At 74.6% G+C, this 15179-nt stretch carries 13 protein-coding genes; 7 read left to right on the top strand and 6 right to left on the bottom strand.

All coding sequences use genetic code 11. The features are described from left to right. The first annotated feature begins 105 nt into the window (after positions 1-105). Both ACTWP5_RS17210 and ACTWP5_RS17205 read left to right on the top strand, forming a co-directional pair. Positions 106-936: an alpha/beta fold hydrolase gene (locus ACTWP5_RS17210; RefSeq protein WP_443221854.1), complete on the top strand. Its 831-nt coding sequence runs from the start codon at positions 106-108 to the stop codon at positions 934-936. 442 nt (positions 937-1378) lie between these two features. Further along, positions 1379-2374, top strand: a complete 996-nt coding sequence (locus tag ACTWP5_RS17205; protein WP_443221853.1) for a DMT family transporter — start codon at positions 1379-1381, stop codon at positions 2372-2374. Between the two features lie 84 nt (positions 2375-2458). Here the strand turns inward: ACTWP5_RS17205 and ACTWP5_RS17200 are convergent, their stop codons facing one another. The 3 genes from ACTWP5_RS17200 to ACTWP5_RS17190 form a co-directional block, all read right to left on the bottom strand. After that, on the bottom strand, positions 2459-3898 hold the full coding sequence (locus ACTWP5_RS17200; RefSeq protein ID WP_443221852.1) for an RICIN domain-containing protein: 1440 nt from the start codon (positions 3896-3898) through the stop codon (positions 2459-2461). Then, positions 3895-4980: a glycoside hydrolase family 43 protein gene (locus ACTWP5_RS17195; protein ID WP_443221851.1), complete on the bottom strand. Its 1086-nt coding sequence runs from the start codon at positions 4978-4980 to the stop codon at positions 3895-3897. Before ACTWP5_RS17195 ends, ACTWP5_RS17200 begins: the two co-directional genes overlap by 4 nt. 110 nt (positions 4981-5090) lie before the next feature. After that, the gene (locus ACTWP5_RS17190) at positions 5091-5540 is read right to left on the bottom strand and encodes a carboxymuconolactone decarboxylase family protein (protein WP_443221850.1); all 450 of its coding nucleotides are present in this window, start codon (positions 5538-5540) and stop codon (positions 5091-5093) included. 103 nt (positions 5541-5643) lie between these two features. On the opposite strand from ACTWP5_RS17190, the gene ACTWP5_RS17185 reads away from it, so the two are divergent. Continuing rightward, positions 5644-6522, top strand: a complete 879-nt coding sequence (locus tag ACTWP5_RS17185; protein WP_443221849.1) for a sigma-70 family RNA polymerase sigma factor — start codon at positions 5644-5646, stop codon at positions 6520-6522. Positions 6523-6570: 48 nt separating this feature from the next. Here ACTWP5_RS17185 and ACTWP5_RS17180 read toward each other — a convergent pair whose 3' ends face one another. Continuing rightward, complete coding sequence (locus ACTWP5_RS17180; protein WP_443221848.1) at positions 6571-7335, bottom strand: SAM-dependent methyltransferase; 765 nt, start codon at positions 7333-7335, stop codon at positions 6571-6573. Positions 7336-7589: 254 nt separating this feature from the next. Beyond that, the gene (gene xylA / locus ACTWP5_RS17175; RefSeq protein WP_443221847.1) at positions 7590-8762 is read right to left on the bottom strand and encodes a xylose isomerase; all 1173 of its coding nucleotides are present in this window, start codon (positions 8760-8762) and stop codon (positions 7590-7592) included. Between the two features lie 182 nt (positions 8763-8944). Between xylA and xylB the strand changes: the two genes are divergently transcribed. Then, a complete protein-coding gene (xylB, locus tag ACTWP5_RS17170; RefSeq protein WP_443221846.1) occupies positions 8945-10384 on the top strand; it encodes a xylulokinase in 1440 nt (479 codons plus the stop codon). A gap of 68 nt (positions 10385-10452) precedes the next feature. Continuing rightward, positions 10453-11646 carry an ROK family protein gene (locus ACTWP5_RS17165; RefSeq protein ID WP_443221845.1) on the top strand — a complete coding sequence of 398 codons (1194 nt, stop codon included), beginning with the start codon at positions 10453-10455 and terminating at the stop codon, positions 11644-11646. Between the two features lie 113 nt (positions 11647-11759). Here the strand turns inward: ACTWP5_RS17165 and ACTWP5_RS17160 are convergent, their stop codons facing one another. Then, positions 11760-12173, bottom strand: coding sequence for a hypothetical protein (locus ACTWP5_RS17160; RefSeq protein ID WP_443221844.1), 414 nt, complete (start codon positions 12171-12173; stop codon positions 11760-11762). A gap of 429 nt (positions 12174-12602) precedes the next feature. On the opposite strand from ACTWP5_RS17160, the gene ACTWP5_RS17155 reads away from it, so the two are divergent. Both ACTWP5_RS17155 and ACTWP5_RS17150 read left to right on the top strand, forming a co-directional pair. Next, entirely contained in the window at positions 12603-12911 is a 309-nt protein-coding gene (locus ACTWP5_RS17155) for a hypothetical protein (protein ID WP_443221843.1), read from the top strand. Between the two features lie 77 nt (positions 12912-12988). Further along, positions 12989-14503, top strand: a complete 1515-nt coding sequence (locus tag ACTWP5_RS17150; RefSeq protein ID WP_443221842.1) for a glycoside hydrolase family 43 protein — start codon at positions 12989-12991, stop codon at positions 14501-14503. The last annotated feature ends 676 nt before the right edge of the window (positions 14504-15179 follow it).

Raw genomic sequence — 15179 nt, 5'->3', positions numbered from 1 at the left:
GCTGGGCACACAGCAGCAAGAAAGCGCTTTCCCTCCCTGTCTCCGCCCGGAGCACCGGGCCGGAGGGCGCGCCCCGAGAACGGCCCACGGCGCGGGAGCACGACCATGCCACACACCCACACGCCCGACACCCCGGCCACCTTCCACGCGGTCGACACCGGCCCGCCGGCACACGGCCACGGGGCCGACACCCCGCCGCCGACCCTGCTGCTGGTGCACGGCTGGGGCAGCGACGGGGAGGACTGGGCCGCGCACCTGCCGCTGCTCTCCCCGCACCACCGCGTGCTCGTCCCCGACCTGCCGGGACACGGACGCACGCCGGACCGCCCGAGGCGGTGCGCCCCCCGCGCGGTCGCGGCCGACCTCGCCCGGTGGCTGACGTCGCGGGACACCGGTCCCGTCGTGGCGGTGGGCCACTCCATGGGCGGGCAGGTGGTCACCGCGCTCGCGGTGGAGCACCCGGCACTGGTCCGCTCGACCGTGACCGTCGCCACCGGCTTCGGCGGGGACCCGGCCGGCGCGTCACGGCTGCCGGCGGAGCAGGCGGCGCTGCGGCGGGAGGGCACGGCCTGGGCGGTCCGCTTCGTGCGCCGCGCCTTCTCCCCCGCCACGCCGGAGCCGGTCCGTCGCCGCCACGAGCGCCTGATGGCGGCCATGGACCCCGAGGTGCTGGCCCGGTACCGGGAGGCGATGTACCTGGCGCCCGACGCCGTCGGGCTGCGGCCGGCCGCCGAGGCGTACCTGCGCCGACGGCGCTGTCCCACGCTCGGCGTGCACTCCTCCGCCGCCGCCGCGTCCTGGGAGCGCACCACGCTCACCCACCCGCTCTCACGCGTCGAACTGTGGGAGGGCACCGGGCACTACCTCCACGAGGAGCGCCCGGCCGCGTTGGCGCGCCTGCTGCGGGAGTGGTGCGCGGCGACCGCCGCGGCTTAAAGGCTGTCCCGCAGTCCCTGGTGGATCAGGGAGCGGCGTCCTGGGGCTTCTCCCCCACGCCGCTCCGCGGCCGCGGGGGTGCCCCCAGCAAGGCGGGGAGGGAGTCAGCCTTGCAGGCTGGCGACCGACGACAACGCGGCTGGGGGCACCGCCCGGACCCCGGAGGGGTCTGGGGGAGGAAGTCGCAGGGCGTCGCGAGCCCGCCAGGGACTGCGGGACAGCCTTTAGGCCCTGTCCGGCGTGGGTTAGGCTCTCGTCATGCGATCGTCCTACTGGCACGCCGTCACTCCGCCGCCGTCCGCCCGCTGAGGGCGCGACCCGCGTCGTTCGACGCCTGAGCCGGACGCACGTCCTTACTCCCCCGGTCCGTCGGACCGGGAGCTTCGCGCGCCCTCCGTAGATCCCCCTCACCGGACCTCAACGGAGCAGGACGCACTCACCCATGACCTTCTCGTCGTCTTCCACCTCACGTCCCACCGGGCACGCCGCCCCCTCCTCGTCCGTCCCCGCCCCCGCGCCGTCTCCCGCCCCCGCACGGGCGGAGAGGCGGCCGACCGGACCGCTGCTGGTGGTGGCCGCCGCCGCGCTGTGGGGCACCACGGGCACCGTGGCGAGCTTCGCCCCGTCCGACGCCTCCGCCCTGTCGGTCGGGGCGGCCACCATGGGGGTGGGCGGGCTGCTGACCCTCGCGCTCGCCGGCCGCTCGGCCCTGGCGGTCCTGCGCGGCGGGCGGACGGCCCGCGTGTTCGCGCTGCTCGGCGCTCTCAACGTCGTGATCTACCCCCTGGCGTTCTACACCTCCATGGCCTACGCGGGCGTCGCCGTCGGCACGGTCGTCAGCCTCGGCTGTGCCCCCGTCCTCGCGGCGCTGCTGGAACGGCTGGTCGACGGCACCACGCTGACGTGGCGGTGGCTGCTGGCCACCGCCTCGGCCACGGCGGGGTGCGTCGCGCTGGTGTTCGCGGGCGGCGACGGGCCGGACGCGGCCGGCGGCGAACGGGTGGCGGCCGGCGTCGCCCTCGGCCTGCTCGCGGGCACGTCCTACGCCGCCTACGCCTACTGCGGCGCGCGCCTGATCCGGTGCGGGCACTCCTCGCGTGCCGCGATGGGCGCGGTCTTCGGCCTCGGCGCGCTCGTGCTGGTGCCGCTGTTCGTGGCCACCGGTGGGCCGCTGGTCGGCAGCGGACGCGGGGTGGCCGTCGTCGCCTACCTCGCGCTGGTGCCGATGTGCCTCGCGTACGTCCTCTTCGGCGCGGGGCTGGCGCGGGTGACGGTGAGCGCCGCCACGACCCTGAGCCTGGTGGAGCCGGTGGTGGCGGCGGTGCTCGGCGTGGTCGTCGTCGGCGAGCGGCTCGGCGCCCTCGCGTGGGCCGGCGTCGGCCTGGTCGTCCTCGGTCTGCTGCTGCTCACCGTCCGGGGCCGCGCCGCCGCGTCGTAGGGACGACTCCCTGGGAGCGAACGCCGTGTGAACGAACGCCGTGGGGACGGCCCAGCCGTCCCCACGGGTGGGGTGGCGCGTTCGCTACGCCGGGTCGGTGCGGAACTGCTGCCAGGCGGCGCCCGAGCAGGTGTACTGCACGAGCCGGGCACCGTCCGCCGTGGACTCGTCGCGGACGTCGAGGCACTGGCCGCTGTGCCGGGCCGCGAGCGTGACGTGTCCGCCGCCCGCATCGCCCACCCGCCACTGCTGTGCCGCGCCGCCGTCGCAGTGCTGCTGCACCACGGCGGCCGCCCGCGCGGTGGAGCCGCCGTCGACGCCCAGGCACAGCGAGCTGTGCCGGGTCACGAGCTGGACGTGGCCGTCGCCGGCGTCGCGCAGCCAGAACTCCTGGTTCCCGCCGCCGTTGCACGGGTACTGCGCCAGCTCCGCCCCGACGAGCTGGGACTGGCTGACGATGTCGGCGCACTTGCCGGAGTGGCGCGCGGTGAGCGTGACGTACGGGCCGCCGCCGGCCCGGACGGTGCCCGCGGCGGCGTCGATCGTCAGCTCGGCCGCCCAGCTCATGCTCATGGTGCGGTTGTCGGGGAAGGTCAGCGGGAGCCACACGTAGCGGGAGTCGTTGACCGGGGAGTCGAAGGAGCCGCCCCACCGGTCGCCGAGGTAGAGGTAGGAGGTGGTCTGGCTGCCCTGGACGGGCAGGACCCACGCGGTCTGCGAGCCGTAGGTGGTGGAGTCGCCGATGTTCCGCATCGAGCTCCAGCCGCTGGCCAGGTTGGTGGAGGTGGCGTACTGCTGCTGGTTGGGATCCCAGCCGGTGGCGCCGGAGGTGAGCATGAAGTAGACGCCGTCGCGCTTGAAGAGCGCGGGGGCCTCGCGGTGGCCGCCTGGCCAGGGGTTGGCGACGAGGGCGGCCACGTCCGTGTAGTCGTCGGTCAGCCGGTAGATGTGCAGGTCGTAGTTCTCGCGGGCGGCCGAGACCATGTATCCGGTGCCGTCGTCGTCGACGAAGACGGTGATGTCGCGGGACATGTGGCCGAGCGGGCGGAAGCTGCCGCGCCACTCGTAGTCGCCGTCGACGGTGTCGGAGACGGCGACGGCGGCGCGGGCCTCGCTGTAGTCGCGGCCGTTCTCCTTGTGGGACCACATCACGAACTGCCCGGTGGACTCGTTGTACATGACCTTGGGGCGTTCGATGTTGGCCGTGGCGAGCTCCGGGTCGGAGGACTCGGTCAGGACGTGGTTCCTGAACTCCCAGTTCTTCAGGTCGGTGGAGCGGTAGGCGGAGACGTACCGGAAGGTGTTGTCGGCGTTGCGGTTCTCGCCGAACCAGTAGTAGTGGTCGCCGACCCGGATGACGCCGCCGCCGTGGGCGTGGATCGGCTCGCCGTTGGGGTCGGTGAACTGGGTGCCGTTCAGGAGGGTGACCGGGGCGGCCTGGGCGGTGGAGCCACCGACGAGGAACGGCGCCAGCAGACCCAGGCAGGCCGTGGCCACCAGCAGCCACAGGCGTCGTCGCGTCATGCCGTCCTCCGTCGGGTCGGGGCGCTACCGTCGGGCACCGGGACGCCGAGGTCCGGGGTGCCGTCGTCGCGCCAGGTGAAGGTCTGGATCCGGGTGTGGCGGTTGGGGTCGTTCAGCGGGTCGCCCTGGATGTCCCGGTACTGGCGGGCGTGGTACACGAGGACGTCCGTCGTGCCGTCCTCGGCCACGGTGAAGCAGTTGTGGCCGGGGCCGTACTGGCTGTTCTCCGCGCTGCTGGCGAAGACCGGCACGGGGCTCTTGGTCCAGGTGGCGGGGTCGAGCAGCTCGCCGTCGTCAGGGGCGGTGAGCAGGCCGACGCAGTAGTTGGCGTCGGTGGCGCTGGCCGAGTAGGTGAGGAAGATCCGGCCGTTGCGCCTCAGGGCGTAGGGGCCCTCGTTGACGCGGTAGCCGACGGTCTCCCAGGGGTACTCGGGGAAGGACAGCTCGACCTGCGGGCCGGTGATGGACCAGGGCGTGTCCATGGCGGCGAGGTAGATGCTGCTGTTGTCGTCGCGTTCCGGGTTCTGCTGGGCCCAGCACAGGTAGCGGGTGCCGGCGTGTTCGAAGGTGGTGGCGTCGAGGGAGAACGTGTCGAAGGCGGTGGTGAGCCGGCCGCGTTCGGTCCACTGGCCGGCGAACGGGTCGGGCGAGGTGTTCTGCAGGACGTAGATCCGGATCCGCCAGACGTCGTCGGCGCGTCCCGCGGCGAAGTAGACGTACCAGGCGCCGTCGACGTGGTGGAGTTCGGGCGCCCAGATGTGGGCTCCCATCTCGCCCGTGGTGTGCCGGCGCCAGATGACGGTCTCCTGTGCCGTGGCAAGGCCCTGGAGGGTGTCGGCGCGGCGCAGCACGATCCTGTCGTACTCGGGCGCGGTGGCGGTGAAGTAGTAGTGGCCGTCGGTGTGACGGGTGATGTGGGGGTCGGCTCGCTGGGTGATCAGAGGGTTGACGTAGTCCGCGGTGGGGGCGGGGGTGCGGGGGGCGGCGAAGGCGGCGGGGGCGGCGGCCAGCCCGCCGCCCGCGACTCCCAGGGCCGCGGCGCCTCTGATCACACCGCGGCGGCTCGGCTGCGGCTGTGACATGCCCACTACACTACGGCGGGGCCGGTCACCCGGGTAGCCCGTCGCAGCGGCACGGCGCGACGTGGCACCGGGGGGAGAGACGCGGGGGCCGGACGGCGCCCCCGCCCGGCTCACCAGGTCCTGCCGGCCTGCTCCCGGGTCGCGCGGTTGATCCGGTTGAAGAAGTTGGTCAGGGCGACCTCCAGGACGATCGCGCCCAGCTGCCTCTCGTCGAAGTGCTCGGCGGCGGCCTCCCACACCGGGTCGGTCACGCCCGCCTGGCCGTCCTGGATGCGGGTGGCCGCCTCCGTCAGTTCGAGGGCGGCCCGCTCCTGCTCGGTGTAGAACGGGGTCTCCCGCCAGGTGACCAGGTTGTGCAGCCGTTCCTCGGTCTCCCCGTGCTTCCTCGCGGCCGCGACCCCGGCGTACACGCACGGGCTGCAGCCGTTGATCTGGCTGGCCCGCAGGTGGACCAGCTCCAGCAGGCGCGGGGCGACGCCCCCGGAGTGGATCGCCTTCATCAGGTGCTGGACCGCCGTCGTCACGTCGGGGTTCGGCGTGCTCGTCAGCCGTGCTTCCATCGTCGTGCTCCTTCGTCGGGGCGCGTCGGGGACGCGCTCGGTTACGTGGGCCGGTCGGGGACCGTCATCAGCACGACGGAAGAGACTCGAGGAAGGTAACACCATGCCCGACAGCAGCCCGACGGATCCGGTGGCCGAGGCGTTCGAGGCCCAGCGGGGCCGGCTGCGCGCGGTCGCGTACCGCATGCTGGGGTCGCACGCCGACGCCGAGGACGTGGTCCAGGAGGCGTGGCTGCGGCTCTCGCGCCAGGACCCGGAGGCGATCCACAACCTCGCCGGCTGGCTGACCACGGTGGTCGGCCGGATCAGCCTCGACGTGCTGCGGTCGCGCGACACCCGCCCCGAGGCGTCCTACGACGACCGACTGGGCGAGCTCGTGGTGACGGTCGACGACGGCGCCATGCCCGAGGACGACGTGGAGCTCGCCGACGCGGTCGGACTCGCCCTCGTGGTGGTGCTGGAGACGCTCCGGCCCAGTGAGCGGCTGGCGTTCGTGCTGCACGACCTGTTCGCGGTGCCGTTCGACGAGATCGGCCAGATCCTCGGCAGGTCCGCCGACGCGGCCAAGATGCTCGCCAGCCGCGCCCGCAGGAAGGTGCGCGCGACCGAACGCCCGACGGCCGCCGGGCCGGAGCAGCGGAAGGTCGTCGAGGCGTTCCTGGACGCGGCCCGCCGTGGCGACTTCGAGGCGCTGCTCGACGTCCTGGACCCCGAGGTGAGACGGACGGTCCACACCCCCGACGGCGTGGTCGTCACCCTCGGAGCCACCGAGGTCGCCGCGGGGGCCCGCCTGTCCGGCGGCTCGGCCGCGGCGGGCCGGGCGGTGCTGGTCAACGGCGCGCCCGGCCTGCTGGCCTGGCGCGAGGACGGCAGCCCGCTCTCGCTCGTCGCCTTCACCGTCGTCGAGCAGAGGATCACCGACATCACCGTCGTGGTCGACCGGGAGAGGCTCGCGGCGATCGAGCTGCCGGAGCCGGCGTGAGGCACGGGACGGACGGCGCCGCTCCAGCCGGCCGGCTGGGGGACGGGCTCAGCGCCTGCGCGCGGTCACCAGGGCGAAGCCGAGGAGTTCGCCGTCGTCGGCGGTGAGCATGTCGATGACGGGCTGGTTCGCAGCCCGGCCGTCGGGCCGGTGCTCGGCGCAGACCTCGGCCCACAGCAGCCAGTCGCGCCAGCCGTCCGTCTGGCGGCGCGCGGAGGTGACCGTCACCAGCTCCGTGGTCTCCCACTGGAAGCGCCACCACTCGGGCGTGTGCCAGGCCATCGCCTCCCAGCCGACGACGCTCCTGATGTGGTCGGGGATCGCCCCGAGCTCGCGGACCTCGCGCGTCAGCGCGGGGGTCGCGATGCCCAGCTGGCCACCGGGGCGCAGGAAGCGCACCAGGTAGGGCAGGTAGCTGTCCGCCGTGCCGAAGTACTCGAACGCGTCGACGCTGACGATCGCGTCGAAGCTCTCCTCCTCGAACGGGAGGGCGTGGGCCTCCGCCCGCACGGCCTCCACCCGGTCCGCCACACCGGCCTCGGCGAACACCGCCGCGGCCTCCGGCGCGCCGATCCACCAGTCGGCGGCGACGACGCGCGCGCCGTACTCGCGGGCCAGGAAGACGGAGGTGGCGCCCCGGCCGGAGCCGAGGTCGAGGACGCGCATCCCGCGCCGCAGGTCGAGGTCGGCGGCGAGGTCCTCCAGCAGCCACAGCGGGTTCGGCCCCATGTCGAGGCCGACGAGCCAGGCCGGGTCGTAGCGGGAGGAGAGCGGGTAGCGGTCGGGCCGGGCGAGGGCGTTGAGCGGGGTCACGGGATCCGAGCCAAGCGGAACGCGGGCGCCGGGACAACCGCGTTTCGGCGCACGGTCCGACACGGCCGCCGGGCCGCCGGGCCGCCGCGGTACGGCGGCGGCCCACGCCGGAAGAGGGCCACCTCCTCGGCGGTCCCCCGCTTGCACCTGGTAGTGCGGGGTTCCGCCGAGGCGGCGGGTCTGCTGGCCGGGCTGGTCGGCCCGCCCGGCCGGCGCGGGGCCGACCGGGCACGGTGGGGAGGTGGGGGGTGGGGTCAGCCGCGGACGCCGAGGAGGTGGTCCATGGCCAGCTGGTCCAGGGCCTCGAAGGCCATGGAGCGCTCGGCGGCGGCCTCCGGGTCGAACTCCTCGAAGGCGCTGGCGTCGGCCAGCAGGTCCGCGACCGTCTCGCCCTCGCCCAGCGTCGGCTGGGCGAGCTGGTCGAGGCGGGAGGCCCGCAGCGCCTCCTGGACGGCCGGGTCGGCGCGGAAGGCCGCGGCGCGCTCCTTCAGGATCAGGTAGTTGCGCATGCAGCCGGCGGCCGAGGCCCACACGCCGTCGAAGCCCTCGGTGCGCGGCGGCTTGAAGTCGAAGTGCCGCGGGCCCTCGTAGCCGGCCGACTCCAGCAGGTCCACCAGCCAGAACGCGGACCGCAGGTCGCCGGCGCCGAAGCGCAGGTCCTGGTCGTACTTGATGCCGTTCTGCCCGTTGAGGTCGATGTGGAAGAGCTTGCCGGACCACAGGGCCTGGGCGATGCCGTGCGGGAAGTTCAGCCCGGCCATCTGCTCGTGGCCGACCTCGGGGTTGACGCCGAACAGCTCCGGGCGCTCCAGCCGGTCGATGAACGCCAGGGCGTGGCCGACGGTGGGCAGGAGGATGTCGCCGCGCGGCTCGTTGGGCTTGGGCTCCAGCGCGAAGCGCAGCTCGTACCCCTGGCCGGTGACGTACTCGGCGAGGGTGTCGAACGCCTCCTTCATCCGGTCGAGCGCGGCGCGCACGTCCTTCGCGGCGCCGGACTCCGCGCCCTCACGGCCGCCCCAGGCCACGTAGGTCCGCGCGCCGAGCTCGGCGGCCAGGTCGATGTTGCGCATCGTCTTGCGCAGCGCGTACCGGCGGACGTCGCGGTCGTTGGCGCTGAAGGCGCCGTCCTTGAAGACCGGGTGGGTGAAGAGGTTCGTGGTGGCCATCGGCACGACCAGGCCGGTGGACTCCAGCGCCTGGCGGAAGCGCTTGATGGTGGCCTCGCGCTCGGCCTGCGAGGCGCCGAACGGGATGAGGTCGTCGTCGTGGAAGGTGACGCCGTACGCGCCGAGCTCGGCCAGGCGGTTCACGGACTCCACGGGGTCGAGCGGGGGGCGGGTCGCGTCGCCGAACGGGTCACGGCCCTGCCAACCGACGGTCCACAGGCCGAAGCTGAACTTGTCCGCGGGGGTGGGCTGGAAGGACATGGCGGCTCCTGAGGGGTGTCGCGATGGTGGGTGGCGTTGTGGTGTGGCCCGCCGTATTTCGTCAGGGCCGTTAACAAATTAGTATGCAGGGCGCCCCCTGTGGAAGCCCTCGGGGCCAGCCAGTCGGTCACGCCACCCAGGCAGCAGACGAGCGCAGACCAGCCAGCAGGAAGGACCAGCTCATGGCCGCACCCGATGGACCCCTCGTCGTCGGCGTCGACAGTTCCACGCAGTCCACCAAGGTGCTGGTGGTGGACAGCGCCACCGGACAGGTGGTGGCGCGCGGACAGGCGCGCCACGTGGTGACCGCCGAGCACGACAGCGATCCCGAGCAGTGGTGGCAGGCGCTCGTCGAGGCGGTCGAGGCGTGCGGCCCCGCGGCCCGGGAGGCCGCGGCCGTGGCGGTCGCCGGGCAGCAGCACGGCCTGGTGACGCTGGGCGCGGACGGCCGCCCGGTGCGCAACGCGCTGCTGTGGAACGACACGCGGTCCGCGCCGCAGCGCGACCGGCTGCTGGCCGAGCTGGGTGGCCCCGCGGCGTGGGCGGAGCGGACCGGCAGCGTGCCGGCCGCCTCGTTCACGGTGACGAAGTGGGCGTGGCTCGCGGAGAACGAGCCCGAGGCCGCCGCCGCGACCCGGGCCGTGCGGCTGCCGCACGACTACCTCACCGGCCGCCTCACCGGCCAGGGCGTCACCGGCGGCACCACCGACCGGGGCGACGCCTCGGGCAGCGGCTGGTGGTCCTCGGCCACCGAGGGCTATGACGCGGAGATCCTCGCCCACGTGGGCCTCGACGAGGCGCTGCTGCCGCGGGTGGTCGCCTCCGGCGAGCCCGCCGGCACGGTCGCCGCCGGGCTGCCGCTCCCGGAGGGCATCCTCGTCGCGGGCGGCACGGGCGACAACATGGCGGGCGCGCTCGGCCTCGGCCTGGAGCCGGGCCGCCCGGTGCTGAGCCTCGGCACCTCCGGCACCGTCTACGCCGTCTCACAGCGGCGCCCCACCGACGCCACCGGCGTCGTCGCCGGCTTCGCCGACGCCCGCCGCGGCTGGCTGCCGCTGGCCTGCACGCTCAACTGCACGTTGGCCGTGGACCGTTTCGCCGCGCTGCTGGGCCTTGGCCGTGAGGAGGTGGAGTCCGGCGGCAGCGCCGTGGTGCTGCCCTTCCTCGACGGCGAGCGCACCCCCGACCTGCCCTACGCCACCGGCCTGGTCCACGGCCTGACCCACGCCACCTCCGGCGGACAGCTGCTCCAGGCCGCCTACGACGGCGCCGTCTTCGCGCTGCTCCAGGCGCTCGACCTGGTGCTGGGCGACGACGCGGCCACCTCCTCGGACGAGCCGATCCTGCTGATCGGCGGCGGGGCGCGCGGCGTGGCCTGGCGGGAGACCGTGCGCCGGCTCTCGGGCCGGGCGGTGCGGGTGCCGCAGGCGGAGGAGCTGGTGGCGCTCGGCGCCGCCGCGCAGGCCGCCGGCCTCCTCACGGGCCGAGACCCGGCGGCGGTCGCCCGCGACTGGGACACCACGGCCGGCCCGTCCTACCCGGCGGTGGAACGGGACGGGGCGGCGCTCGACCGGCTCGCGGCCACCCTCTCCGACGCGGACGCGCTCCTGCGCCGGCGCTGAGCCGCCGCGCCGGCCCGCGCGACACGGGACGCAGGGAACTCAGGGAACACGAGGGAGGACGCCGAGACGTGGCCGCACAGCCAGCGCCCGCCTCCCAGGCGGCCCTCCGGCAACACAACCTCTCCCGGGTGCTGCACGCCGTGGTGGAGGCCGGGCCGCTGTCCCGCGCCGACGTCGCCACCCGCCTCGGGCTGACGCGGGCCGCGGTCTCGACGCTGGTGGAGGCGTTGCTCCGTGCCGGGCTGCTCGTCGAGCACGGCCTGGGCCGCTCCGGCTCCGTCGGCCGGCCCGGCACGCAGCTGCTGCCCAGCGACCGGGGGCCGTGTGGCGTGGGCGCGGAGATCGGCGTGGACCACCTGGCGGTGTGCGTCATGGACCTGCGCGGCCAGGTGCGGGCCAGGATCAGCCACGAGAGCCGCAACCAGGGCGTGGCACCCGAGACCGTGCTGGCGCGGCTCGGCGGGATGCTGCGGCGGGCGACGGGCCAGGCGGCGGCGGTCGGGCTGCGCCCGGCGGGCCTGACGGTCGCCGTGCCGGGGCTGGTGGTGCGCGACACCGCGACGGTGCTGCGCGCGCCGAACCTCGGCTGGCGCGACGTCGACCTCGTCGGCGTGCTGCCGGAGGAGTTCGGGCCGCTGACGGTCGAGAACGAGGCGAACCTCGGGGCGCTCGGGGAGCTGTGGTCGGGCCGCCCCTCCCCCGCCCCGTCCAGCTTCGTCCACGTCTCCGCGGAGATCGGCATCGGCGCCGCCGTGGTGGTCGACGGGGAGCTGCTGCGGGGCGCCCACGGCTTCGCCGGGGAGCTGGGGCACATGCCGGTGCGGCCCGAGGGCCGGCCCTGTTCCTGTGGTGGGCGGGGCTGCCTGGAGACGTACGCGGGCGCGGAGGCGGTGCTGCGCGCGGCGGGGCTGGAGCCGGGCCCCGGCGTGCGGCTGGGGGCGCTGACCGCGCACTGCGAGGCCGGGGAGCCCGTGGCGTTGAGGGCGGTGCGGCAGGCCGGCACGGCCCTCGGCATCGCCCTGTCCGGCGCGGTCAACCTGCTGGACCCCGGCGAGGTGGTCGTGGGGGGCGCGCTGGCCCGGCTCGGCCCGTGGCTGCTGCCGCCCGTGCGGCGCGAGTTGGCGCGCCGCACCACCGCGGCGGCGGGCGGGCGCGCCACCCCCGTGCCGGTGACCGCCTCCCCCCTTGGCCCCGACGGCCCGCTGCTGGGCGCGGCGCGGCACGCCATACGGGCGACACTCGACGCGCCGAACGCCTCCTGAGGGGGCTGCCCGCGAACGCCGAGGCGCCGAGACGCGTCCGATGTGGGCCCTCGTCACTCCCCCGACCCGCCGCGCCAGCCCAGCCGCGACGGCACGGCCACACGCAGCGCGGTTCACCTCCGGGAACGGCGGAACCAGTCGCCGGACTCCTCGTCGACGAGGCGTTGAACCACCAGGCAGGAGGTGACCAGCGGAGGGATGACCGTGAGCAGACCCACGTAGAGCCACATGGTGAGGGAGGCCACGGCGCCGAGGAGGCCCCAGGCGATTCCCCCGCCGCGCACACCGGGCCGCCGGGCGACGAAGCGGAGGGCCAGGACGACGCCCGCGGCGCAGAAGCCTTCCAGGAGGAGACCGAGCGCGGTGAAGGCGCCCGTGCTCACCTCGAACGTCGTGTCTCTCAGTGGGACCTTGTACGTCATGTCGCTGCCGGCCATGCCCTGCTGGAGGAAGCCCGCCCCGCCCAGGGCCAGCAGCCCGGCGGTGACGAGCATCAGGCGGCGGGCGCTCATCGTGTCATCCGGCATCTCAGGTGTGTCAGCCGATTCGGCCATCGGGCGCATGGCCCCATCCTGGAACGTACGGTACGGGACCGGTCCCGTACCGGCCCTGCCGGAGCGCCCGGCGGCCGTCCCGGTCGCCGGTCGGCCACGGCTCGCGGCACCCGTCCCGGCCCGGGCGGCGCGTGCGACGGCGACCGCGCGAAACTTTCCTTCCCTCCTCGGGAGAGCGCCACCTCCGCGTCGTCACCGGCAGGTCGGCGTTCCCCGCTCGGAGTGACGTGGGGCGGGCCACGCAGGGGGCCACCCAGCCGGCTCGCCTCCGCCGTCGCCGTCGCCGCGGCCCGGCGCGGGCGCGCCCATTGACCATTGCCCCAGCCGTCGTTAGCCTCCCTCTCTAGGAAATTATCGGCGGCTGGGCACGAAACTTTCCTGCGATCGAGAGCAGGCACCCGGATGATCACCCACCTCGGCTCGCCCGGCGACACCCTGGTCCGGGCCGACAGCTCGACGCCGCTGGTGTCGGCCCACGCCGTCCGCGAGGCGGACGGCGACGTGAACGTCATGCTGATCAACAAGGATCCCGACAACGACGCCACGGTCGGACTGTCCTACGACGGGTTCACCCCGTCCTCGGACACCCCGACGATGGTCTTGTACCTCAAGAACGCCACCTCGATCGAGTCGGCCACGGCGGGCAGCGCGACCAGCCAGACCGTCCCCGCCTACTCGGTCGTGGTCGTGCGCCTGGAGTCCACCGCGTGACGGCGGGGGCCCCGGGCCCACCGCTGACGTCCGCGCCGGCGCGGCGTGACCTCTTCCCTCGAAAGGATGTGGCGAGCGTGTCGAGCACGCCCGTGACGGGTTCGTCGTTCACGAACCCCGTTCTTCCCGGTTTCCATCCCGATCCGAGCGTGTGCCGGGTCGGCGCGGACTACTACCTGGCCTGTTCCAGCTTCGAGTACTTCCCCGGCGTGCCGGTCTTCCACAGCAGGGACCTGGTGCACTGGCGGCAGATCGGCAACGCCCTGGACCGGCCGGAGCAGCTGCACCTGCCGCCCGGAACCCCCTCCTCGGGCGGCGTGTACGCGCCGACGTTGCGTCACCACGACGGCCGGTTCTGGCTGATCACCACGAACGTCAGTGGCGGGGGGAACCTGCTGTTCACCGCCACCGACCCGGCCGGCCCGTGGTCGGACCCGATCCGGCTGTCGGAGGTGGAGGGCATCGACCCCGACCTCGCCTGGGACGAGGACGGCGCCTGCTGGTGCACCTGCGCCGGCGTCCACCAGGTCCGTATCGACCCGCACACCGGGCGGACGCTGGGCGCACCCCGCCGGATCTGGTCCGGCACCCCCGACGCGAAGGCGCCGGAGGCACCGCACCTGTACCGGATCGGGGACCACTGGTACCTGATGATCGCCGAGGGCGGTACCGAACGCGGCCACGCCGTCTCGATCGCGCGCGGCCCCACCCCCGGCGGGCCGTTCGAGCCGTGCCCCGCCAACCCGATCCTGACCCACCGCGGCACCGACCACCCGATCCAGAACACCGGCCACGCCGACCTCGTCCAGGGCCCGGACGGCTCATGGTGGATGGTGCTCCTCGGTGTCCGCCCGGGCGGCGGCACACCCGGCTGGCACGTCCTCGGGCGCGAGACGTTCCTGGCCCCCGTGACCTGGGTCGACGGCTGGCCCGTCGTCGGCGAGCTCTCCCTCACCCCGCCCGCGCCCCCCTGGCCGCTGACGCCGGCCCCCACGGCGCCGGTCCGTGACGACTTCGACGCCGACGTCCTGGCCCCGTACTGGATCTCACCGGGCCACCACCCCGCCCAGCGCCTCACCACCACCAAGCGCCCCGGCTGGCTCACCCTCGAGGCCGGCGACCCCTCCCTCGACGACCCGGACGTCACCTTCCTCGGCCGCCGCCAGCAGCACCACTCCTGCCGGGTCCGCGCCCTGGTCGACCCGGACCGGGGAAGCGGCGGCCTGGCCGTCCGCCTCGACGAGCGGCACCACTACGCCGTCGAGCTCGCGGCCTCCGGCGAGGTCCGCGTCATCGCCCGCGTCGGCAGCCTCCGCACGGTGGTCGCCACCCGTCAGGCGACGCCGGGGCCCCTCGTCCTCAGGATCGAGACGACGTCCGCCTCCTCCCCCGACGGCCCACGCTCGGGCCCCGACACCGTCATCCTCGGCATCGAACACGCCGACGGCACACTCGACGACCTCGCCGCGCTCGACGGCCGGTACCTGTCCACCGAGGTAGCCGGCGGCTTCACCGGCCGCGTCATCGGCCTCTACGCCGCCACCCACACCATCCACGCGGACTGGCTCGACTACGAGCCGAACGACCGCTGAGCGCCAGTGCGCAGCACGGCAGCATGGCAGCACGGAGGGATAGCTGATCCCCGGCCCGACCCACGCCCCGGGGCGGGCCGGAGACGACTCATGACGTCGACCGCGACCGCGACCACGGCCGCCGCGGTCGGCGGCGGCACCTCCGTGCTGTCGGCGTGCGGCGGCGAGGGAGGCGGCGGACAGGAGGGGCGCGTCTCCGAGGACGAGCTCCGCTCCCTCCTGCCCACCCACCGTCCCTCGGACATCGCCGTCGCCCCGACATCGCCGCCGAGCACGGCTCCAGCCCCGGCTACACCCGGTGGATCCCGAACGAGGAGCTGGGCGTGTCCGTGCCCGAGCCTCGGGGCGAGGGCGGGGAGTTCAGCGCCATGACGCCGCTGTGGGGCACCGCCCCGCGGCCCGGCAACCCCTTCTGGACCGCGATGGACGAGGCCATCGGCGTCCGCATGAACTGGCAGATCCAGGACGGCACCATCTACGGCGAGGGGCGCGGCGCGTTCCTCGCCGGCAGTGACATCCCCGACCTGGTCTCCCATCCCCTCCTGGAACCTCCAGGGCCAGATACCCCAGGCCGTCTCCCGCCGCTTCGCCGACCTCGGCCCGTACCCGTCGGGCGACAGGGCGCTCGACTACCCGAACCTCGCCGCCCTCCCCGGCGACGCCTGGCGGCCGTCCG

The sequence above is a fragment of the Streptomyces sp. 4N509B genome (genome assembly GCF_052245655.1).
Taxonomy (GTDB): domain Bacteria; phylum Actinomycetota; class Actinomycetes; order Streptomycetales; family Streptomycetaceae; genus Streptomyces.
The sequence above is the reverse complement of the archived record's forward strand: the minus strand, read 5'-3'. Positions and strand labels throughout refer to the sequence as shown.